This is a genomic window from Paenibacillus sp. MAEPY2 (genome assembly GCF_000499205.1).
In the GTDB taxonomy this organism is placed as follows: Bacteria; Bacillota; Bacilli; order Paenibacillales; family Paenibacillaceae; genus Paenibacillus; species Paenibacillus vandeheii.
Map to the genome: position 1 here is coordinate 23,370 of NZ_AWUK01000065.1, position 20,412 is coordinate 43,781.

28 protein-coding genes are annotated in these 20,412 nt (G+C 39.9%); 25 read left to right on the forward strand and 3 right to left on the reverse strand.

Annotated features, from left to right (window positions below; genetic code table 11):
• The first annotated feature begins 123 nt into the window (after positions 1–123).
• From P364_RS0133090 to P364_RS0133185, 21 genes are all read left to right on the forward strand, one after another.
• On the forward strand, positions 124–312 hold the full coding sequence (locus tag P364_RS0133090) for a hypothetical protein (protein WP_024634254.1): 189 nt from the start codon (positions 124–126) through the stop codon (positions 310–312).
• Positions 313–389: 77 nt separating this feature from the next.
• Positions 390–788, forward strand: coding sequence for a hypothetical protein (locus tag P364_RS0133095; protein WP_024634255.1), 399 nt, complete (start codon positions 390–392; stop codon positions 786–788).
• Positions 785–1,099: a hypothetical protein gene (locus P364_RS0133100; RefSeq protein ID WP_024634256.1), complete on the forward strand. Its 315-nt coding sequence runs from the start codon at positions 785–787 to the stop codon at positions 1,097–1,099. Before P364_RS0133095 ends, P364_RS0133100 begins: the two co-directional genes overlap by 4 nt.
• 646 nt (positions 1,100–1,745) lie before the next feature.
• On the forward strand, positions 1,746–2,303 hold the full coding sequence (locus P364_RS0133105; RefSeq protein ID WP_024634257.1) for an ATP-binding protein: 558 nt from the start codon (positions 1,746–1,748) through the stop codon (positions 2,301–2,303).
• Positions 2,304–2,336: 33 nt separating this feature from the next.
• Positions 2,337–2,855: a hypothetical protein gene (locus P364_RS0133110; protein ID WP_024634258.1), complete on the forward strand. Its 519-nt coding sequence runs from the start codon at positions 2,337–2,339 to the stop codon at positions 2,853–2,855.
• Positions 2,856–2,875: 20 nt separating this feature from the next.
• Positions 2,876–3,256, forward strand: coding sequence for a PadR family transcriptional regulator (locus tag P364_RS0133115; RefSeq protein ID WP_024634259.1), 381 nt, complete (start codon positions 2,876–2,878; stop codon positions 3,254–3,256).
• A 14-nt stretch (positions 3,257–3,270) separates the two neighbouring features.
• Positions 3,271–3,915, forward strand: a complete 645-nt coding sequence (locus P364_RS0133120) for a hypothetical protein (protein WP_024634260.1) — start codon at positions 3,271–3,273, stop codon at positions 3,913–3,915.
• A gap of 82 nt (positions 3,916–3,997) precedes the next feature.
• The gene (locus tag P364_RS0133125) at positions 3,998–5,953 is read left to right on the forward strand and encodes an ATP-dependent DNA helicase (protein ID WP_024634261.1); all 1,956 of its coding nucleotides are present in this window, start codon (positions 3,998–4,000) and stop codon (positions 5,951–5,953) included.
• Between the two features lie 13 nt (positions 5,954–5,966).
• The gene (locus tag P364_RS0133130) at positions 5,967–6,689 is read left to right on the forward strand and encodes a metal-dependent hydrolase (protein WP_024634262.1); all 723 of its coding nucleotides are present in this window, start codon (positions 5,967–5,969) and stop codon (positions 6,687–6,689) included.
• 524 nt (positions 6,690–7,213) lie between these two features.
• Entirely contained in the window at positions 7,214–7,393 is a 180-nt protein-coding gene (locus P364_RS37930; protein ID WP_024634264.1) for a hypothetical protein, read from the forward strand.
• 20 nt (positions 7,394–7,413) lie between these two features.
• Positions 7,414–7,596, forward strand: coding sequence for a hypothetical protein (locus P364_RS38390; protein ID WP_236642274.1), 183 nt, complete (start codon positions 7,414–7,416; stop codon positions 7,594–7,596).
• A gap of 52 nt (positions 7,597–7,648) precedes the next feature.
• Entirely contained in the window at positions 7,649–8,368 is a 720-nt protein-coding gene (locus P364_RS37135; protein WP_024634265.1) for a hypothetical protein, read from the forward strand.
• A 19-nt stretch (positions 8,369–8,387) separates the two neighbouring features.
• Complete coding sequence (locus P364_RS36485) at positions 8,388–9,125, forward strand: hypothetical protein (protein WP_024634266.1); 738 nt, start codon at positions 8,388–8,390, stop codon at positions 9,123–9,125.
• A 56-nt stretch (positions 9,126–9,181) separates the two neighbouring features.
• Positions 9,182–9,502 (forward strand): hypothetical protein, encoded by a 321-nt coding sequence (locus P364_RS0133155; RefSeq protein WP_024634267.1) that lies wholly within the window; start codon positions 9,182–9,184, stop codon positions 9,500–9,502.
• 84 nt (positions 9,503–9,586) lie between these two features.
• Positions 9,587–10,063: a hypothetical protein gene (locus tag P364_RS0133160; RefSeq protein WP_143812682.1), complete on the forward strand. Its 477-nt coding sequence runs from the start codon at positions 9,587–9,589 to the stop codon at positions 10,061–10,063.
• Between the two features lie 222 nt (positions 10,064–10,285).
• On the forward strand, positions 10,286–10,627 hold the full coding sequence (locus tag P364_RS0133165) for a hypothetical protein (protein WP_024634269.1): 342 nt from the start codon (positions 10,286–10,288) through the stop codon (positions 10,625–10,627).
• 113 nt (positions 10,628–10,740) lie between these two features.
• A complete protein-coding gene (locus tag P364_RS0133170) occupies positions 10,741–11,724 on the forward strand; it encodes a hypothetical protein (RefSeq protein ID WP_024634270.1) in 984 nt (327 codons plus the stop codon).
• A 51-nt stretch (positions 11,725–11,775) separates the two neighbouring features.
• Positions 11,776–12,015 carry a hypothetical protein gene (locus P364_RS0133175; RefSeq protein ID WP_024634271.1) on the forward strand — a complete coding sequence of 80 codons (240 nt, stop codon included), beginning with the start codon at positions 11,776–11,778 and terminating at the stop codon, positions 12,013–12,015.
• A gap of 127 nt (positions 12,016–12,142) precedes the next feature.
• Positions 12,143–12,436: a hypothetical protein gene (locus P364_RS0133180; RefSeq protein WP_024634272.1), complete on the forward strand. Its 294-nt coding sequence runs from the start codon at positions 12,143–12,145 to the stop codon at positions 12,434–12,436.
• 315 nt (positions 12,437–12,751) lie between these two features.
• Positions 12,752–12,904 carry a helix-turn-helix domain-containing protein gene (locus tag P364_RS38830; protein ID WP_373456368.1) on the forward strand — a complete coding sequence of 51 codons (153 nt, stop codon included), beginning with the start codon at positions 12,752–12,754 and terminating at the stop codon, positions 12,902–12,904.
• Between the two features lie 443 nt (positions 12,905–13,347).
• Complete coding sequence (locus P364_RS0133185) at positions 13,348–13,941, forward strand: hypothetical protein (RefSeq protein ID WP_024634273.1); 594 nt, start codon at positions 13,348–13,350, stop codon at positions 13,939–13,941.
• 192 nt (positions 13,942–14,133) lie between these two features.
• Here the strand turns inward: P364_RS0133185 and P364_RS0133190 are convergent, their stop codons facing one another.
• Positions 14,134–14,586 carry a hypothetical protein gene (locus P364_RS0133190; RefSeq protein ID WP_024634274.1) on the reverse strand — a complete coding sequence of 151 codons (453 nt, stop codon included), beginning with the start codon at positions 14,584–14,586 and terminating at the stop codon, positions 14,134–14,136.
• 379 nt (positions 14,587–14,965) lie between these two features.
• Here P364_RS0133190 and P364_RS0133195 point away from each other — a divergent pair, with 379 nt between their 5' ends.
• The 3 genes from P364_RS0133195 (at position 14,966) to P364_RS0133205 (ending at position 17,291) form a co-directional block, all read left to right on the forward strand.
• A complete protein-coding gene (locus P364_RS0133195; RefSeq protein ID WP_024634275.1) occupies positions 14,966–15,526 on the forward strand; it encodes a hypothetical protein in 561 nt (186 codons plus the stop codon).
• Between the two features lie 129 nt (positions 15,527–15,655).
• Positions 15,656–16,543 carry an ATP-dependent DNA ligase gene (locus tag P364_RS0133200; protein ID WP_024634276.1) on the forward strand — a complete coding sequence of 296 codons (888 nt, stop codon included), beginning with the start codon at positions 15,656–15,658 and terminating at the stop codon, positions 16,541–16,543.
• Between the two features lie 79 nt (positions 16,544–16,622).
• Positions 16,623–17,291 (forward strand): SOS response-associated peptidase, encoded by a 669-nt coding sequence (locus P364_RS0133205; protein ID WP_024634277.1) that lies wholly within the window; start codon positions 16,623–16,625, stop codon positions 17,289–17,291.
• Positions 17,292–17,942: 651 nt separating this feature from the next.
• Here the strand turns inward: P364_RS0133205 and P364_RS0133210 are convergent.
• Entirely contained in the window at positions 17,943–18,476 is a 534-nt protein-coding gene (locus P364_RS0133210) for a hypothetical protein (RefSeq protein WP_024634278.1), read from the reverse strand.
• Between the two features lie 126 nt (positions 18,477–18,602).
• Positions 18,603–19,301 carry a phosphodiester glycosidase family protein gene (locus tag P364_RS0133215; RefSeq protein ID WP_024634279.1) on the reverse strand — a complete coding sequence of 233 codons (699 nt, stop codon included), beginning with the start codon at positions 19,299–19,301 and terminating at the stop codon, positions 18,603–18,605.
• Positions 19,302–19,539: 238 nt separating this feature from the next.
• Between P364_RS0133215 and P364_RS0133220 the strand changes: the two genes are divergently transcribed.
• Positions 19,540–19,752 carry a hypothetical protein gene (locus P364_RS0133220; protein ID WP_024634280.1) on the forward strand — a complete coding sequence of 71 codons (213 nt, stop codon included), beginning with the start codon at positions 19,540–19,542 and terminating at the stop codon, positions 19,750–19,752.
• Positions 19,753–20,412 lie beyond the last annotated feature (660 nt).

Sequence of the window (20,412 nt, forward strand, 5' to 3'; positions counted from 1 at the left end):
ATTGCTATCCATAAAATAACTTACAATCGACCAATTCCAATATATTAATTAATATATTGGAATTGGTTCCTTTTCGTTATATTATTAATCTGTCTGATCTATTCGCACAAGGGAGGCCAGCAATTGAACGAGTTTACTGCCATGGTATGGCTGTTTACACTGTTAGCATTCTATATAGTAATTAAATACGGAATTCCGATCGCGTTAATCATAGTCGGTTATTTTATTTTAAAAGGTTACAAGAAGCGCAAGATCGTGGCCATGAGTGACAAGCCAACGTTTGTAAATAAGCAAGGGAACATTAAACCATGAAACGTGATCCTTGTTCTTGTACGGAAATATTGAGGTATGGACTGATGAAATACTCTATGGAGAGGTGAAGATTAAAAATGACTATTGAACCCTGTGATTTATGTGGCTCATCCATGCGTGAAGGTCAGTATGGAGAAGCAAGATGGATTTGTACGAATGAAGAGTGTGATAAATTTGATTCTTCCTGGCCGGTTAAACAATTAGAAAAAGTGCTCAAGCCGCTGAATGATGAGATTGCTACAGTGTCCTTATTTACTAATGGAACAATTGAAATGTATACTGCCCGATGGGTGGGTGATGGATCATTCACAGTAAGATTTGAAGACGGCAGCGAAATTGATTGTTATTTGGACGGCGACAAAATTTTCCCTGATGTACCCGAGATAAATAAGGAGATTAGAGATAAAATGCTTCTTCTAATAGGATTACGAAATAAGATAAGTGATGTGATCAACGAGAAAAGAGGAACAAGATGAGCTTGGATATTCGGTTAACCGTTGAAGATGGAAAGAATGTGGGTGATAAGCACACCAGGCATAATCTAAATCGAATGTGGAAAGAAGCCGGTGTATATGAGGTTCTTTATGAATCGGATGGGAAAATCTCAATAGAGGTGCTGCCAACACTTAAACTCGGATTAAAGAAGCTGCTTGCTGAATCTCAACAATATCGGAAGTTCAATCTCTTAAGTACAGCGAAGACTTATCGGATCGCTGTACTGTGGCTATCGGTACTCATAGAAGAATTTAATAGGTATCCGAATGGAGTCATCACAATAGACCAATAAAAGACTTCCATTTTTCCATGTGCAACAGAAGAGGGACATACTTACGTGTTTTCAACTTACGTGTTAACACGCATTAAGATTTTTCAAATGTGCCTCTTCGGCTGTATGATAGCGAGGTTCCTGCTACGTCATTTGAATCACCATATGTTTACGTACGTTCGTTGCTGCACCTTGGTTCGTTCATTTCAGATTCACTCCACTAGTACATTGTCTCTTCATACGGGGACCATTTGCGCGGATTTAGTTTCTTTTAAGGCAGATCATCTGTATGACGTACGAAGTTACAGTATTTACCAGATCATTTCTCCTTTGTGACCCGGTTTTCGCGATCCATCCGCGCCCCCATTCAATCGAAAGAATGTTACTTTGTTCGTATATAGAATCAGAATTTTTGTTTTGATATAGATACGTACTTAGCAAAAGAATAGATACGTATAAAGTAACTAGTATTGCTGTTCTGTTTCTGAGTACGAATCTAGATACAGAGAACAGTTGGGTTTAAAAGGGGATGGGAGATACGAAGAGAGAGGGGAATGATGCAAAGGCGGAATCAACATACGTGTTAACACGTATGTTGAAAACACGTATGTTTATGGTATACTTGAGTTACCCAATTCTTCAAACAACTTTATAAGGGGTGTACATATTGAAAATTGAACCGGTTTCTAACCTTGCACGTCTTGCCCAGTGGAACTTTGAGTCAGCCTCATTAGCATTAATTGTAGAACACATTGAAGAACATAAGAATATTCTCCTTACCGGACCAGTGGGCAGCGGAAAGACCTCCCTACTAAAGGATTTGATATCACTGACTGATCCGGAACACCATTTTGGTTACCTTTATCGAAATGGGATGAATACAACATATAATGAGAGAAATATCCACCCTTGGGATGTTCATCGGGTTGCAGGAGCAATTAATGTTGATTTCGATCATGCAGCGAATGATGAATTAAAAATAGGTAACGTCAAAGCTCCAGACTTTTTTATAGTTGATGATGTAGGTGTAGAATTCGATCGAATCACGGAGATGCTTACTGCTATGAGTTGCACTGGTACCCTAGCGACAAATCATGTGATCTACAGAGATACATTTGGTCCAAGCTTTTTTAGAAGGCAAAAGTACTATGATATGGTCATTAAATTGGAGAAGTATCATCAGAGTGGCGCAGTGTATACTGCCAAGTATCCTCAGTTACGTTAATGCTCATAACTCAAACCGGAAGGAGACCTGAATGTGTCTCTCAAACTCAGAACATATCTTGAATTTTTAGAACGGAAGCCAGGTAAGGCTGAACTCACTAAGTACATGAGTGGTCTGACAGATTCGAACCAAATTGAATTTAAGAACCTGGTCTTGTTTAGCTACTACGGCACGGAACAACTGGCCAAGACAGAAAAACTGCATAAGATCACGGACTTTTACATCACAACTGCTACCATCGTTGCAACCATTGGATCTTTAGTTTGTACTGCAGTTCTAAATAATTTATTTTTGGAATTTGGTTCAGCTCGTTTCATAGCGATATTTGCTTTGCTTAATCTAATTAGCTTAATGTTTATTTTGCACTACCAAAAAAAACCGATTTATGTGGCTCAGAACACGATCTGGCAGATTACCATCAAACAGTATCTACACTGGCTTGCACGAGATTCTGAAGACTTTACTACTATTCTTAAAGAATTCATTGACCAGTTTCCTGAAAAGAAATCAGATAAGTTCATGAAGTTGATCTTCAAAAAACTCGTTCAATAAAACAAAGGAGGCAAAACTGCATGCGCAAAGATACAACCAAAATTGATAAACAGTCATCCTTAGGGCATGTGGTCAAAGTACAGCAAGTTATCGACTTTTTAGTTCTGGCCGAGTTACAGTCCGGACGACGATTCGGTAAAGAACTCGATCAAGTCATTACCAAAACATTGAAGGGAGTAGGAGTCAACGACTCCTACCTCACCCAAAGGCTTAAGAAGCTTGCTGAAAAAGGCCATGCTCATAGTTATTGGGAAAGCGAGAATCGTTATTACCGCTATTACGAAATCACGGAGTCTGGTATTGAATATTTCAAGCAGCTTCAGCGAGATCTTCCAGACCGGGTCTCATTGGCATTACGTGTTTATAAGGCGTTTGAGTCCACATTGAAAAAATATGAGTGAAAGGACGAATACCATTGGAAAGAGAATACAAAGAAATAGTAGCCGAGCTGAAACGTACTTTTGCCAATGGTACAGTTCAGTTTCGCAGTGATAACAATAGACCTTATATCCCGAACCAGGTATACACCGATCGAGTGGAATCAGCAACCGAAAGCCGGTGGAACCTGGAGATTAAAGAACTAGAAATCAATGTACCCCATCGATATGTAAAATCCATCGTCCGAGTGGAAATTGACGTTCACTTCCGAGATGGATATGGTTTTGCTATCATCCCAGGTGATCCTGCTACTGAACCAAAGAATATCACTACAGCTGTTGACCAAGCTGTGAACGAAGCATATCTTACGGCATTGGATACTTATCAAATGGGTTGGCGCGATCTGGCTCCATACAAAAAGAACGATTGGGCTGGTAATCCTGCTCTGCAGCATCTATTGGAACATATGAACCCCGGGAATCAAACCACAGTCGTACATTCCAAAGAAGCAGTTAATCGTACATGCCTAGTATGTAATAAAGTGCTCACTGCAGATGAATGGGAACTACTACGTCAGGTCCCCAACTTAAATCGTGAGAAAATGACCTATTGCTTTGGGCATCTACCAAACCACCTGAAGCGTAAGATTGATAAGGATACCTTGAAAAAATTTGAAACATAAACAGCAACAATTCTAGTGGAAAGGATTACTTTCCACTTTTAATTTGTTAATATATTAGTATATTAATATAGGATGATGCAAAATGGACGATTTCATTCAACGCGCATTTGGGGCAGATGGCCATCTGTCTAAAATGATAAATGGTTATACGCCCAGAGCTCCGCAAATCATGATCTCAACGAAAGTAGGACATGCGCTTGAGAAAAATGAACATTTGCTTTGTGAAGCAGGAACCGGAACCGGTAAATCATTGGGTTATTTAACACCCGCTGCACGCTGGGCCATACAAAACAAAAAAACAGTCATCGTTTGTACCCACACAATTCCCCTCATGACACAGATCGTTAATGTTGAACTCCCCCGAGTAGCAAGCATCTTAGAAATGGAAGACATGAAACTCAAGTATCAATTGGTTAAAGGCAAGGATCACTACCTCTGTCATACAAAGGTAGAAAAACTGTGGCAAGAAAAACTTTTAAGTGCGGATGAGGATGCAAAAGTCATCCAAAAAATACATTCCCGTATGAGTCGGGATGGGATTGGAGAACGTACCGAGCTTGGGTTTGATGTTGAAGACAAACTTTGGCGGCAAATTAGTGCATCCAGGTGTCCTGCCACCTCCAAACCAGACAATTGCATGCTTGAAGTACTCAAAGGACAGATGCAAAAAGCTCATATCATCGTAACCAATTTTGCATACTTCTTTAATGATCTGAAAATGAGAAAGAAAACTGGCGGGAATGGCTCTTTACCGCCCTATGATGCAGTCATCTTTGATGAAGCTCATGAAATTGAGGATGTATGCTGCAAAGTTTTCGAGAAAGAAGTGAGTGTAGAACACTTCGAAAACTTATTTGAAAATCTATATAAACGCAACTCAGTAAATTCACTCGGATTGGATCAACAGATGGAACTGAATGAGCTGCGGCAAACTTTTCAAAAACAGATTGATGATGTGTACCAAGATGTACGCGATCACATGAAGAACGAGGATGGCAAACAGATCGCATTTAAGCTCATGAACCAGGGCATTGAAGTATCAGAAGTCGTTAGCACACTCGGTGCTTTTATCGAGAAGGTAAAATCCTATCGCTTAAAAGGCGTTTCAGACGTACTAGAGCGCATGTTTGAATCAAACGATGACTTAGACTTCATTAGCTCAAATGAAAGGAAATCATGGGCGTACTGGGCCACAATTGAAAGTAGAGGCCAGCTTATACTCCATGCAGCTCCGCTCTACCCAAAAGCTGTCTTGTCTAAAGGCTTATTCGATAAAGTGACTGTTGTTCTTGCCAGTGCCACGATGTCTACGATCACAGCCAATGGTAAAACATTCGCATTCTACGCTGGTCGTGTTGGGGCTAAAGATTATGACTACAGCAGCATTATCGTTGACAGCCCTTTCGACTATAAGAACAAAACGATGATTATCTGTCCGGACGACGCTCCAGATGCGAGCAGCTCTAACTACAACACGTACCTGGGTGAAAAGTTAGAAGAGATCCTGATGTATACCGGTGGCCGCATGCTTGTATTGTTCACAAGTTTTGAAACCATGAATCAAGTCGCGAAATCCATAGAAAGTTTCTGTGTTGAGAGTGGATTGAATCTGTTAATTCAGTATCCCGGGTGCGATCGAGAGTTCATTATTAAGCAGCTGAAGACGGAACCTCGGACAGTGGTGCTAGGATGTTCAAGCTTTTGGACAGGCGTAGACGTACCGGGAGATGCTTTGACGACTGTTGTCATTGTAAAGCTACCTTTTCCAATGCCCAATGAACCGTTAATCCAAGCTCAACTTGCAGTGATAGAAAAAGCAGAGCGTAGCAGTTTCTTTGATTATATGTTTCCCAAGATGATGGTCAAACTTCAGCAAGGATTCGGACGTTTGAATCGATCCATGCAGTGTCAAGGCGCTGTCATCATCCTGGATAATCGTATGTACACCAAAAGGTACGGAAAGATGATTATTAAGACTTTGCCAACATGCAAGTATTCGCGCAACGTGTCCGATTTGGTACATATTCTACCTTGTTAAGGGGGTAACTCAAATGATGGGACGATCCCATTTTGTCATTAGCACAGGACTAACACTGTCAGCACTAGCTATCCTCAATCAGCCTATTACTATTTCAGCCATACTCATAACGGGGATAAGTGCTCTATTACCGGATATTGATGAACCCAACTCTTTAATAGTTTCAAGAACACTGCCCAGGGGGCTCATACGTCTTCTGCAGCTCTTGCTCATTGCAACCGGTGCGGTCGTCTTCTTTTCCGGTGTCATGCCTTGGCCGTGGAATATAGGAATAGCGATCGCAATTGGACTGTTCTCCTTTCTCCCCCTCCGCACACTCCGGAACATGTGTATGGTGGGGATCGGTACAAGTTTGATCTTAGTTGGCCAAGGTATTGCCCCTTGGAATTACATTATTGGTGCTTTACTTGTGGTTTGTGTCTTTCTTCCACACCGGGGACTCACCCACACCATCTATGGACTTGGCATCTGGGCAGCCATCTTATACTTTGCTTCACATGAAATAAGCAGTGCGATATGGATTGGGGGCAGTTTATCCTATGCTCTGCATCTGTTAGCAGATTCCCTTACGAACCGGGGGATACGCCCACTTCCACCATTCAAGTATCGTTTAAAGTTTAACCTCATGAGTACCGGTTCACGCTGGGGAGGGGTTGTGGAAGGAGCATGTATCGGTCTTACAATAATCATTCTAGTTATTACATTCTACACCGGGAGATTCCAAATTTATTTGTAAAGGATTCCCGCCGAATATCTCCAGTTTTTTAGCCGGAAGGCGCTGTACGCAAACCCTAGGATGAAGCATCAAAACCCTGTATTGAATCGTCTTACTCGGATTGCTTTCGGCAGTTGCACCATTAACGAAATTTATGAGGTGAAAGAAATGTGGTTTTGGAATAAGAAGCGCAGAAAAGCTATGTTGGAAAAGGCACCTATTATCCAAGCACTCAATACTCCTAAGGTTTATAGTGAGCCTCCCCCTCCCCGTAAAATGGTCACAGATTGTTCTTGCAGTGACAAACAGCAAGAGTGGACTTTTGATCAATCATTAGGCTGTTGGTACGTGGAACGGGAATGTGAACGGTGTGAGTATTACTGGGAAGGCCCTGTGTACCTATACGATGATCCTAATAAACTGGGAAACACGTTGGAATAGGGGGTCAGGAATTAGACCGGATGCAGATCCGGAAAACAGCAAAGACCATGGGGAAGCAACTGTAACTGTAATGAGTCAATAATTTATAAAGGAGTAACGCTCATATGGGACAACAAGTATATCTATCGACAAAAGAAGCAAAACGTGGTCCAAGAAACTATAACGGGCTTTCCGGATTTCTCGCACCAGATGGTGTATTTCATGAGTGTGCTTATCAGGAGCACAAAGACCTGGCTGTGAGACTTGTGGAGAAGGTGACACTAACAAGGTACCAAATTTCATAAAGTTTGGATGCCTACCATGGGTGGACAAACAGGGAAATTCAGGATGTCATGTACTCGGTCAGAATAAACCAACAGATGAACAAGTGACATGGCTACTTACTAAATTGGATCGAATGACAGACGTACAGCAGCGACTCATTCTTGGAGAATTGCATCACTGGGACATCGATATATCTGACACCTTAACCGTAAACAAATTGTAAACTAGCACGACTTAAGCACAACAATAAAAATTCAAGGAAGAGGGTTTTGAAGATGAGTGTGAATCAAGATAACCAGAGTTATAAAGTGTTCGACTTAATTGACAATGGGCAGTTACTCTGGACGGCAGGCGATCAATTACTGTTTAACTATCCAGGGCGGGCTGAAGACACGAGTACTGCAATTACAATCTGTCCAAGTAGCGGTATTGAGAATATGCTAGTTCGTCCAAATAGCGGATTAGAGAAAATACTCCTAACCTTGGAACAAGTCATTGTTGAGAATAAGAAATTAACTGAGAATCCATCAAACTGCTCCCAAGTATCAATTCATGGACATACGGATCTGTCCAATGCAGAAAAGGATAGAGACAAAGCAATTCAAGAACTGAGAGATTATAAATCTAAACGTGGTGAAAATCTGAGTGAAATGCTTGATGCACAAGCAGAAGCTAATCGACTCAGATTGGAACTTGAAGAAGCAAAGAAAGCTCTTTTACGAAAATCAACGATAGAACTGGAACGGACGCTTCTGGAGATCTGGTTAGCGGCAGGTGTTGAGGAAATCTACAAATACAAAAATAATATAAAGGCCTACCGGCGAGACGGACTTACGAGATATGACCTTATTAATGACCTTACATATCAGTTATTCCCTGAAGTTGAAGATACCGCTAATCATCACGATGCTGCTGCAGAAGACTTCAAGATGAGGGTAGATGAACTCTTGGCCGCGAGAGAATTAATTCCTTCAATGAAAACACAGTCCTTATAACAGGAAGGAGTGGTGGAGAATGAAAGAGACTGAACTGTTCTTGCCAGTGAAATCCTGGCTTGAATATGGAGGGAATTCTGTTTTCTCAGAGGTTCAGCCAAAGAGGGGAACGCTCCGCAGGGCCGACTTGCTTGGGCTACATGGTCCAGTTGATACGGTAGTTGAACTTAAAACATCGCTTTCTCTCGTCTTACTGGACCAGTGTGTAGGTTGGAGGGAACACGCCAACCTTGTTTACGCTGCTGTCCCTGCTCCGGTAAGATACGTGCACGGTCAGCTCATAAGTAACTTTGTGCCAGAGCTTGCGCTTGAGATTATGAAAATGTATGGGATAGGTCTTTTATATGTATCAGAGGAAAAGGTACACAACGTCATTAGAGCAAAGCTAAACCGTAAAATAAAGCCAATTCTACGCGAAGCTCTAACGGAGTACCACTTGACCCACTCACCGGATGCAGGAAGCAACAAAGGCGGTCACGTTACGGCATACCGCACTACCATGCTCAGGGTCAGGGAATTTCTTGAACGGAAGCATGACCGCTATGATCATGAACGTGCAAACTTAAGATGCCAGGATGGATGGGTGTCACTGCCGGATCTACTGGAGAGGTGCAGTACGCATTATTCATCGCCAAAAAACAGTCTTGCTGCTGCGCTATCAAATTATGAATCGGAATGGTGCGAATGTATGTTAATCGGGGGGAAGAGGCACTACAGACTTAAGCCAGATTTGTTGTCGAAACGATCGATGAGTTAATTGGACATGCACCCGCACAGCTCAAATTTACAAGGTTTAGGAGAGGAAGAATTAAAATGAATATAAAGGACATGACGGATAAACAGCTCAACGCGGCGCTTGCTGATTTGACTTCATTTGAAGGTATGGATGAATATGATGAACCCTGCTACACCTATGAGTGTTCCGCTTCACTGAGAATTCAAAGTAAGGCCCTTCAAGTAAACGCTGAGAGTTATGTAACAAATTTATCCAACGTGATGGAGGCGAACATATTCTACAGTGTGGAAGGTCATATGGCGCCGGAAGGTATCGCTTGGTTGTTAGACGCAGCACCTTTACAGCGGGCTACGGCTGCTTATATGACACTAATGGAGGCATCACATCCTCAAAATTGAGAGAGAGAATTTAAGCCAGTACAGTTGACTAGGAATACATTTGATTTATGGATGGTGTGGGACAACCAGGAAGGCCTAATGTGTGTGGCGGAATACAACAAGGCTTCTGAAGAATATGAGGGGCAAGTTGAGGCAGTGAAGAACGAGTTTTCTTCTCATGGATCTGAAGGCGAGGGACGCATAGTACTTGCCAGGATTGAAAAGCAATCTTTTGTGAGTACCGAGAACGAGCCCGAGAATTCGCACCATGTGATTGTTTGGAACGAGTATGAGCGGGGGAAGAATTCACCAGATGTTGGGATCAGTCAGCCGCACATGAAGATTGAAGAGAGAACTATGTCCAAATTCCCACGTCAATCAGATCAAGATGGTCGATGGGTTATCAATTTTAAGTATTTTGATGGAATAGTGAAGGAACTCCATGAAAAAACTGAGCAAATTTTGCTGAAGGTCAAATCAATGACTGCAGGCGGTGAAATGGATGTGGGTGGAGAAAACAATTGTACAACAGAGGGAAAGAACATAACTAAAATTATGCCCCTGGATATGCATAAGTTATAACAATAAGTGGGTAGACAGCCTCCTCATCTGCTGGGAAAACTGTCCGGAGTGTGGCGGTGAATCTCAACATGAATCGGTTAGAGAGTTACGAAAAGATGATGAATGGTACACAGAGGACTGATTAGCCTCTATCTTATCAGTATCTGGTCACTATTGCCCTGCAATATTTAAACAATATGAAGCCTGTCATTTGTTTGACTGGTACATCAAGGAGGATAATATATGAATGATTTAAATTCAGACAAGCCATTTGGTAGCTACGCAGCTCATCAACCAAACTATGAAGATTTCCAGCAACTCGGTAAGCAGGATGACTATATTTTTCAATCGTTAGTGCATCTCGGAAATGCTTCTCATCACGTATCTTGGGGATTAACGGTCCTGGAATATACGGATGTACCTGTGGAACTGAAAGAAGAAATACGTCAGCTTCAGCGGGCTGTTAAAAACGTACAAGAACAACTCAGAGCACATGAAGATCGAGGGGATGGCCAAAACCCAGTAAATACGAATTCAGAAATTATCCTCAATGCTCGGCCCTTTATTGTAATACCTGAGAAGTAATTAAATCTTCATCGTTGGAAATCAACATCTGCATACAGGCATGTATGGTGTTGTTGCCAGGTATGACTATGAACGTCAAACTTAATTGTTCCATATAACAAAGGAGAGTTCGCATGGAATACGCAGTAATGGATCGTGATGGCAGCAAGCACTTGGTGCATGTTTCCGAAATTGAATACCTTCAACGTTCCAATAGTTTGATTGAGATCGCTCCTCATAAAAAGGACGAGTTTCACATTGTTTTCGGTTTATATAAACCCCAGTCTGGAATTACTTTATCCGGTGAATTAGTTAGTATTCAATCCATTTTCCAACAAATTATCGGAGAGAGATTGGTCTATCTTCAGGGTCCATACTGTATCCAACTACAAATGGTGGACATTCAAGTTTATCCTGCTTTGCAAAGCGGCGTTCCTTTTGCAGCTTTAGTTGAAGGAGAAATTAAGCTAAATAGAAACACCCTTGCCTCGTTTAAACACGACGAAAATGTATCTCTCCAAGATAATATCTTGAAAAGAGAAGGTATTTTCTCACTTGAACGAACGGTAATAGGACGAAATTTCACTCTTGAAGATTGGAAAGCAGTGGCGGCACTAAATGAACACTCTCAACGTTCGGATCAGTCAGAACAAGATGAGAGACGTATAGATACCAGAGAAAATAGATTACAAGAAGTGTTGCAGAAGAAGAAACTTAACTCACACACCCTTTATGCATATATATTGACACACACCTACGGTATTGAAGACACCATATGCATAATGAATTCATCTATTGAACCACAGGTCATGGAAATTTTAATTGCTTACATTCAGTTGCAAGCTTCTGACATTGACCCGCATTACGGAATGTCGGAAGACGAGGTTATGGACATAGTTCTCATGTTGTATGATAACCCCTTAGAGATTACTGAATATGATCCAGATATATGTGAAATCGATCTTTTTATCAATTGGGAAACATGGTGTGGATATGATAAAGAGATTATGGATATGGAACTTTTCAGACAAGATGAACTTCAATCCGTGCTACGAAATATCGTACTCACGAATGATACCAAGATTACGCAGATACATGAAAATTCAACTAAAAAATAAAAATATGCTCTGTAAGTGAAAATCTAAAATTATGACGGGAGAAATTTTCAGATGACCCTTATCAATAAGATTCCTTTTCTAGCATTTGCTTTGTATTACTTAGTTCTATCTTTATGGGGCATTGCAGGTCTTATTTTATTTCCAGAAAGAACTGAACATTTGATTCTTATATTTGCTGGTTGTGTTGCGTTTTTCAGGATTCTGAAGTTTAAAGAAAACCTTAATCGACGAAAAGCTTTTCTAGGCTGTTGTCTGCTGGGCTTGATTACTTTATTCATCCTTATTTCTTAGATAGTATAGTGTTGCAAACATTGGAGGTTAGATTTTATTACCTATCACTTGAGATAGAATCGGTCTTATAAATACCTAAGTAAACATGAAAAATGATGCCTATATTTACTTACTGGGGGATAGTTGGATGGACAAAGAAGGACTTTGGTTAGTTTACGACAACGAAATGGGTTTAATTTGTATTGGAGATTACGATTTATGTAATTCTGAATACAAAAGGTATGTAATTGAAGCAAAAGACTTTGTCGGAGCATTGGATCAGGGGATATTTATTGATACCACGGTCGAGGGGATTCACCTGGCAAGGGTGGAGAAGAAGTCACATATAGTTGAAATGGACAAGTGGGTATATGAATGGAAAGAAGAAAATTATGATTCTACTCCCAAATTAGATAATAATAAGCTGCGGCAGATCCCTTGATCTAAAAAATCTTTCGTATGGTTTCATCAGTGAGTTACCCAGTTATTTACATGCTAACCCAGAGACTCTCCAGAGGAGACTGAATTAATCAGTCTCTTTTTTGTTGACTTATAATCCGAACGCTATTACATTGAAATTTAATTACGTGATAATCAAGGAGGGCTTCTAGTTTGGACACAATTGGTGATCGAGTTCGCATGCTCTGCAGCAGCCAAAAGCTAAACATGGACGGTTTAGCTAAAGTTATGCGTATACCCCATTCGAGAGCAGGGTAGCAAAGTCATAACAGAATATAAAAGCACCACGAGCGCCTCAATCTCCAATATAGAGAAAGATCGACATAGACCATCCCTTGATATTTCTATCGCTTTATGTGAGCATTTCAATGTTACTCTGGATTGGCTTATTTTAGGTAAGGGCGAGTCACTGTGTACACTCCTCCTGAACCAGAAGTCACTAATGATTTGATAGAATTAAAGGCACTTATACGTTCAACTGTGATTACTGAAGTACATAAACAGCTACAGGAACGTAGAGATACCATAAAGGAACTATATTAATGAGTGGTCACGGTTGGGGTAGCTAGATAATCTAGTTTTTTTGTTTTTAGAAGATAGCAACAACTGAAGTCGCTTAAATTTAGCGGTTTTTTTATTCTAGTAGCGAAGGTCCACAACGGCCTAGGAATTTCAAATTATGAATTATGATATGACAGCAGCCAGTATGACGTAATCCCTTGAAAACAGAGATACAGCGCAAACAGACTCAAAATCAGACCATGTATTCCTAAATCTTATATTCTTTCAACGAAGCCAGATGTTGACTCAAACAGTATAGAACCATTTTTGGCCCATCTCAATTTTTAAAAATTCTATAATGAATCTATATATTATAGAAGAGGAGAAGTTATTATGATCAAATTAGTTTTATTTAAGTTATGCAGTGATACTATTAGATTTGCTATTAAAGCAAAGTATGTCTGGGCTTTATGGATCACATTATGTTTATGTAGCTTTATTGTTCTTCTGCGATTTAATGTTAATGCTGCTGCTGATCTAGTGATACTTTCATTCTTATTTTTCGTTGTAAGCGTAGCCGATCGACTTGTCTATAAGAAAATCACCACCTATGTGATAATGAACCGATTTATGAGAACTCTTCACATGAATCTCCCGGAAGGTACAGTAGATCGTCACGAACTTAAATCAATTGTTTTAGAACTTATAGAAGCACTCGAAAAGGGATCTCGAAAAACAAAAAAAACGTACCGCATGAAGACTCACCAACGAATCTTAGATCAGCTATTAGATGATAAGTTTCAAGAGATAGTCTCAGTAAATTATGAACAGTCCGGAACCGGAATAATTTATGAAAAAGTTGTGATGGTATCATATTCAAGAATATGGAAAAAGAAATACAAGAAAATAAGGACTCTCTTCTTATTAGCTCCGGAAAATAAATTCGAGGTGCAGTTGCAATTCAAAAATAGTCTATTGGTTGATTGAACTTCAATGTTTCTCTCATAATGCAACCGGCTGGCCAAACCATAGGCCAGCTTGTTTTGTCGAATTTGGAAGAACAATTTTTCCACATGGCTAAATTAAGGGTTAATTCTCATCAAGAAGACTCCCAATAATTATCTTGGAAGTCTTCTTTTTTGAGACGTAACCCTTACTAAATGGATTAATTATGGAACTTTAGCCGAATGGCACGTCAGACGCACGTACTTCAATGCTTCCACTTACTGTACCATCAGCAGTATTATAATCTACGTTAAAAGTTTGTCCACTTGCGTTAGTAACAAGAATAGTCTTAGAGCTATTCGCACTAACTGTCCCAGTCCAGATATTTTGTTTTTTCCCATTTAAATTGTATGAGATATAGACATTTAGAGTTTGGGATTGTGTATTGGAAATATACACTCTGGCATAATCGTATCCAGCCTTCTGAGACCAAGAATTTCCTGAACTAGTGAGTTTACCATCAGTTATAGGTAAGTACTCGGTAAATGGTGTGATTTCAGGAAGAGATGAGTCCACGATAATTGCAGGTCGTGATGGAGATTCAGCTGCAAAGGCTGAAACGGACGACAGCGACGTTAATGCGGCTACTACAGAAAAAATTAATAAACTCTTTTTGAATCTTTTCAATTTTATTCCCTCCAATTTTAGATTTGTTCACCTATTCCTTGTTAGCAGATGTTGGTGATGGAAATAATTTACCATATATTTAAAAATATTTCCATATTTATTTTAAGAGTCTATATATCTAGCAAGTCAAAAGGAGCTATTGAAGAAGATATAGAGCAGGTTTTTTTAGACTGTGTTTTGTATGCATTTATTTAAACTTATGGATTAAAACATCTTCTTTGACATCCATAATGTGGTATGACATGATATTCAGTAAATCAAAGATAGTCAAAGGCTAATATGTGGGGAATAACGTTGCTAGGAAGCCTATCATCATGATGACTTTAATTTCCCTCTCAGAAGCATGTAAAAAACAAGATAACGAGAGGATGATTATTACATGGAAATCGTCTATCATGCATCACCGCAAACGGATCTGAAGGTTATTAATCCCGGGCACAACAATGAAGGCAGAGTATTTGCAGCAGTCGATTTTGACATGGCTCACGCCTTTTTAGGTCGCGAAGGGCGAGGGTGGGTAATGGGGCAACATAGGGAGAATGGCATTCCCATTTTTACTGAAAGAGTCTTTGGAGCGTTTGAATTCCGGTATCGTGATGTACCAGGAGCGATATATAAGTTAGATGCCGGTCCATTTTTCACAGAACCTGAACGTTGGAATGAGGAAGTTATCACGGATACCGCCGTCACCCCAATTGCACCACCTATAGTCTATACCGATGTCCGGAATAAATTGCGTGAGATGGACAAAGCCGGGCAAATCAAGATCGAATGGTGGAGTGGCCAGAAAGATGATCAAGCGATTCTCGACTATTGGCTCAGGTCAGCAACTGATTCAAGTTATCATAGCTTTGTGCTTCAAACTGCACGTGCCTTTTTGGAATATAACCGACCATACCTTCGACAAGAATTCGAACAACGATTACACCGGCCAAGGTAATTGGATCAACTAAAACATCCCCGGAATAGATAATAACATTTGACTGTACATAATTCTCATTCATCCCAACAATCTCATATAGAATCACTTATACTCCGCATGCTAAAGTTAGGGCGGAGGTTTTTACTTATGCTAAATAAACCATTAAAACCAATGTTATTACAGCCATTAGTACCTGGTGAAATTAAAAAAGACTGGAAGTCCAGCATTAAGTGGGACGGATTTAGAATCTTAATTCATTACGATAATGGTAGTGTACGTGCATATACAAGACATGGAACTGAAGTAACTGGACGCTTTCCGGAGCTTCAAAAAATAAAGTTATCCGTTAAAACGGCTATCCTGGATGGAGAATGCATCGCTTTTGATGTTACTCAGCCTACAGATCAACCACCGAAGATCTGGTGGGACGATGCAATGACCCGTTTTCACACGAAAAAGTCTACCGCCGTCAAATCAATCTGTAAAACATTAAAAGCTCACTTTCCGATATGGGACGTTTTGTGGGTCGATGGCCAGTCTGTAACGACGATGACATTTGATGAGAGGCGTGAACTTCTTCAGATGTTATTACCACCATCTGAGATCATCTCCATAACACCTTTATATGATGATGGTTTGCAGCTCTTCTTAGGAGTAGAACAACAAGGATTAGAAGGAATAGTTCAATACAACAGTGACGCACCTTATTATTTAAATTCACGACCCAAAAATGTAATTACAAAAATAAAGGCGTATCAATATGTCACATGCCAGATCTCTGCAATTAGAAAAGGGGTATTTGGTTGGGGATTACAACTGGATGAAAAATACGTCGGGTTACTTGAATTTCCACCACATAAAGACATCTTGTCTAAGTTTCATTCTACAGCAAAGAAACTTGTAAGAACTGAAAATATGGATTGGATCTATATTGAACCAGTTTTAAGTTGCGAAGTGCGATTTCAGTGCTTTACCAAAGATGGTAAACTAAGATCACCAATAATAGAGGAACTAGTTGATTTTACTGTAGCTTAACGGGGTGTGGAGCCTTTGTTACTAACTAACACTTCTCCATCATAGATCAATGACGAATAATATAGTGAGGTGCATTCGTATGTGCGGCAGATTTACAATTGTAGATCCTCTTGAAAGCATAATGGAACGATACCTAGCTTTCGATGCTAACGGTTTTGACTATCGACCAAATTATAACGTTGCCCCTATGCAGTTTATACCGTCAATTATTGCAACCAGTAATGGTAATCGTTTAGGTTCACTTCGTTGGGGTCTTGTACCTTCATGGGCTAAAGATGACAAAATCGGATCTAAAATGATAAATGCACGTGCTGAGACCCTAACTGAAAAACCTGCATTTAAGCGGTTGATCAGTTCCAAGAGATGTATCGTTCCTTGTTCAGGTTTTTATGAGTGGAAGAAGGATGTATCCGGAAAGCAGCCAATGCGAATCTTGATGAGAGACAACTCTATTTTCTCGCTTGCGGGCCTGTATGACACTTGGTTAGATCCGGACGGAAACAAATTATCAACGTGTACTATTATAACCACCGAGCCTAATATTTTTATGGCTGAAATCCACAACCGTATGCCGGCCATTATTAGACCGCAAGATGAAGAAGAGTGGTTAAATAGAGAAACAGACAAAAAAAGCGTTATAGGACTTCTTAGACCGTTTGCAGCCGAAGAAATGCGTGCATACAAGGTGGACTCTTCAGTAGGTAATGTGAAGAACAATAATAAAGAGTTAATCCGAGAAGTTTCATAAAGAAATAGTAAAACTTTAGGACGGCTATCGCCGTCCTATTTGTCTGTCTCCAGAAGTATGAGCCCCCTTGGCACGTACCACGGATCGTCACCGAGTAAGTAAGGGGAGAGACTTATGTCACGCTGCTTTCATCCGTTCTCGCTTTGGCTCTTTTAACTTTAAGTAGTGAAGCTCTTCATTAACATAAAGCAACAAGGGCTTGAAGGCATCATTCAATACAACAGTTATGCACCAGACAATGTCATTACAAAGGTCAAGGCATATCAATATGCAATCTGTAAAATTGTCTCTATTCGAAAAGAAAAGTTTGGTTTAGGCTTACAATTGAATGATAAGTATGTTGGTCTTCTTGAATATCCCCCACAAAAAAACCTGATACAGCAGTTTCATCCAATTAAATAATTGGATTTATTTAGAGCCTATGATAAGCTGCAAAATCAAATTTCAGTGTTTTACAAAGTATGGTAATCTAAGATCACCGATACTTGTTGAATTCCTTCCTACTTGCTGATTTTGTATCAACCTGTAGCTTGTAATCAGATGAGAATATAAAATGGATCTACAGTAAATTTACTCTAGATCCATTCTTTAATGTTCGTTAATTTAAATTTGTTGCCACAGCTACATTTAGTGAAATTCAGCAATCACGTATCAATCAATTGTGTAGATGGACCACATACCTTCATTATTCATCCGGACCGCGTACATCATTTTAACTTCTTCAATCGTGTCTGTACTGGAATCTAAACGTTCCCCGAGGACAGTAACATGCACTTGGTTTTTGATTGATTCATTATTTTCAATGCTTTCAATTGTTGAAAAATTATATTGGAATTCCTCACTATAATACCCATCCATGGAATCGGCCAGTTTTTCGGTGACAAATCCGGAACGGTACAGATTGTGATCATGCTCAACAAGGCCTTTTAAGTTTAATTTAAGTACATCTAGAAGAGGGGATTCTTCTTCCGTAAGGGAGGATTCAGCCTCTTTAAAATCAATATCAATACCAGGTTTAAATTTGGTTGAAGGGTCCGCTTCAGGGCTCGGAGATGTCTCAGGTGATGAATTCTGAGATGTATTTGTCGTGTTATTTGGTTCATCATTTGGTGAGGTTGTATCACCACACGCCGTAAGAAGAATAAATGAAGTTAACAACACTGTTAATGCAAATGATTTTATCATTATATCCCACCTTTATAAGATTCATGTAGATAAAGACGCTATAATGATGGGAAAAGTTACATTTTTTTAAAAAGAGAAATAGGAAAAGGGAAATCATATTGCGATTTCCCTTTAAAAACCGAAGGATTAGGACCAAGTTGCCCCGTTCACGGTGATGATACTGTATACAAGGCGTGGCCCACCAGAGGTGTAGTTTGTACCATCTGGCTTTTTGGCACGTATTTGTGCCGCCGTACTGCCATCTAGCATAATAGCATCTGTACATCCGAGAGACTTCATGATGCCTCTTGCTTCTAATGGCGTACAATCGTTTGCTTTACTCATTACAGCCAGGACAATTTTATCACCTTTATAGCCGATCGCAGCACGTTTGTTGTCTCCGAAATCAACATTGCCTTTTTCATCTTTCAGCAGGTTGTTGAATGCCGTTTCGCTAGTAACAGTTTCTTGAAGTTTGAGGCTAATGCCTCCAATAGCCCATTCAATCCAACTAGTAGGGGCAGACAGATCAGCTAATTTGTTAATGACGAACACATTCGCTACTTGGGGAATGCCAGCATTTGGCCTCATACAAACCATTGTGCCACGTTTATAGGAAGCATTTGTAGAAGCATAATTCCTGACCGGGTTACCTGCTTTAGTAACTGCAATACCATGGACGAAACCAGTGCTGTCATCAAAGAAGGTTCCGTTTATGCCATATTTGGTGGATGCTGTAAGGTTTTTACCGCCTAAATCCTCAATTTGGATCGTAGAAATGTCCGCTTCGATGTAGTCCACCGTAATTCCATTCCATGTTGTTTGTTTATATTTTGCTACTGCCATTTTCATCATCCTTTTCCCTATATTTTAGTGAGCTGAAATCGCGGGAATCAACTGGAGGATTGTCATTCCCCGACAATCTCTGTTGCCGATTTCCTTCTCACTTAGATAGGTAAAATGGAAAGACATCATACAACCGTTAAAACAATAAATCGAGCTGAATAAAATCACTTCCGAAACTGTACTCAGTTATCACATGTGACATTGGCTTTACTTTTCCAACAGTCTGAAATAATTATTTATGAAAGAACAGAAGGAGGGTAAATGGCTGATAAGGGTAGTTGAACATTCACAAGAAGAAATACCTATTATGTTATCAGAAGTAAAAAGACAAATGGATGAGTACATTCAAGGTGTTGAGGTCATTATCCCTACGGAAGAGTTGGAACTTAAAGTACAAACGAATAGCCAGGAATGTAGAGGGACAAGAACTTGTAATCGATTGCCGATTTGATTGGAGAGTAGTAGTTGAAGATACTATAGTTCAATAAAACGCATGGAGGCAGCCGATCAACACGATCGGCTGCCTTCAACTAACGAGCATTATATTTTATGTCTTCCTGTGAAAACTCATTGTAGAATGACATAAAATTACCAACCAAGAAATCCCTTATAAAATACGGAGGTTTTTAATTTTTAGTAGGGAACTTTGTGTCAATTTTTAGTGACATAAAGTTCCCTACCGGGCTAGAATTTGACATAAAGTTCCCTACTGCCTTGGAGAAGAAAAGTTAAATCCTTTTTTATTGTTTATCTGATACGAAGACTAATCTAAATTTGGTAAAGTTTCTTGTTCCAGATGCACACCGGGGAGAAAATTAGTGTGAAATGTGTACAAGTTTTATAATTCTCTCTTGACCACGTTTGTATTTCCAATCCCCCAAAAATTAACACAATGTTATGGGAGAATGGCTCTGTACTCTATCGCAATGCAAGAACAGACACTTCAACTTAGGAAGCGTCTGTTTTTGCTTGCTATCAAAACAAATTACGATAGCATAACAATACCAAGATATGCAGCCGATCCATTGTGATTGGCTGCTTTTGTCTAACTAAGACAAATCAGATTCATAATGCGCATCGGAATTGGGAGAACACCTTCATTTATCTCAAT

Bases quoted from the DNA above. Each gene is read 5' to 3' on its own strand.
- P364_RS0133095 (WP_024634255.1), top strand. From the start codon at position 390: ATGACTATTGAACCCTGTGATTTATGTGGCTCATCCATGCGTGAAGGT.
- P364_RS0133100 (WP_024634256.1), top strand. From the start codon at position 785: ATGAGCTTGGATATTCGGTTAACCGTTGAAGATGGAAAGAATGTGGGT.
- P364_RS0133115 (WP_024634259.1), top strand. From the start codon at position 2,876: ATGCGCAAAGATACAACCAAAATTGATAAACAGTCATCCTTAGGGCAT.
- P364_RS0133125 (WP_024634261.1), top strand. From the start codon at position 3,998: ATGGACGATTTCATTCAACGCGCATTTGGGGCAGATGGCCATCTGTCT.
- P364_RS0133130 (WP_024634262.1), top strand. From the start codon at position 5,967: ATGATGGGACGATCCCATTTTGTCATTAGCACAGGACTAACACTGTCA.
- P364_RS37930 (WP_024634264.1), top strand. From the start codon at position 7,214: ATGGGACAACAAGTATATCTATCGACAAAAGAAGCAAAACGTGGTCCA.
- P364_RS37135 (WP_024634265.1), top strand. From the start codon at position 7,649: ATGAGTGTGAATCAAGATAACCAGAGTTATAAAGTGTTCGACTTAATT.
- P364_RS36485 (WP_024634266.1), top strand. From the start codon at position 8,388: ATGAAAGAGACTGAACTGTTCTTGCCAGTGAAATCCTGGCTTGAATAT.
- P364_RS0133155 (WP_024634267.1), top strand. From the start codon at position 9,182: ATGAATATAAAGGACATGACGGATAAACAGCTCAACGCGGCGCTTGCT.
- P364_RS0133165 (WP_024634269.1), top strand. From the start codon at position 10,286: ATGAATGATTTAAATTCAGACAAGCCATTTGGTAGCTACGCAGCTCAT.
- P364_RS0133170 (WP_024634270.1), top strand. From the start codon at position 10,741: ATGGAATACGCAGTAATGGATCGTGATGGCAGCAAGCACTTGGTGCAT.
- P364_RS0133175 (WP_024634271.1), top strand. From the start codon at position 11,776: ATGACCCTTATCAATAAGATTCCTTTTCTAGCATTTGCTTTGTATTAC.
- P364_RS0133180 (WP_024634272.1), top strand. From the start codon at position 12,143: ATGGACAAAGAAGGACTTTGGTTAGTTTACGACAACGAAATGGGTTTA.
- P364_RS0133185 (WP_024634273.1), top strand. From the start codon at position 13,348: ATGATCAAATTAGTTTTATTTAAGTTATGCAGTGATACTATTAGATTT.
- P364_RS0133195 (WP_024634275.1), top strand. From the start codon at position 14,966: ATGGAAATCGTCTATCATGCATCACCGCAAACGGATCTGAAGGTTATT.
- P364_RS0133200 (WP_024634276.1), top strand. From the start codon at position 15,656: ATGCTAAATAAACCATTAAAACCAATGTTATTACAGCCATTAGTACCT.
- P364_RS0133205 (WP_024634277.1), top strand. From the start codon at position 16,623: ATGTGCGGCAGATTTACAATTGTAGATCCTCTTGAAAGCATAATGGAA.
- P364_RS0133210 (WP_024634278.1), bottom strand. From the start codon at position 18,476: ATGATAAAATCATTTGCATTAACAGTGTTGTTAACTTCATTTATTCTT.
- P364_RS0133215 (WP_024634279.1), bottom strand. From the start codon at position 19,301: ATGGCAGTAGCAAAATATAAACAAACAACATGGAATGGAATTACGGTG.
- P364_RS0133220 (WP_024634280.1), top strand. From the start codon at position 19,540: ATGAAAGAACAGAAGGAGGGTAAATGGCTGATAAGGGTAGTTGAACAT.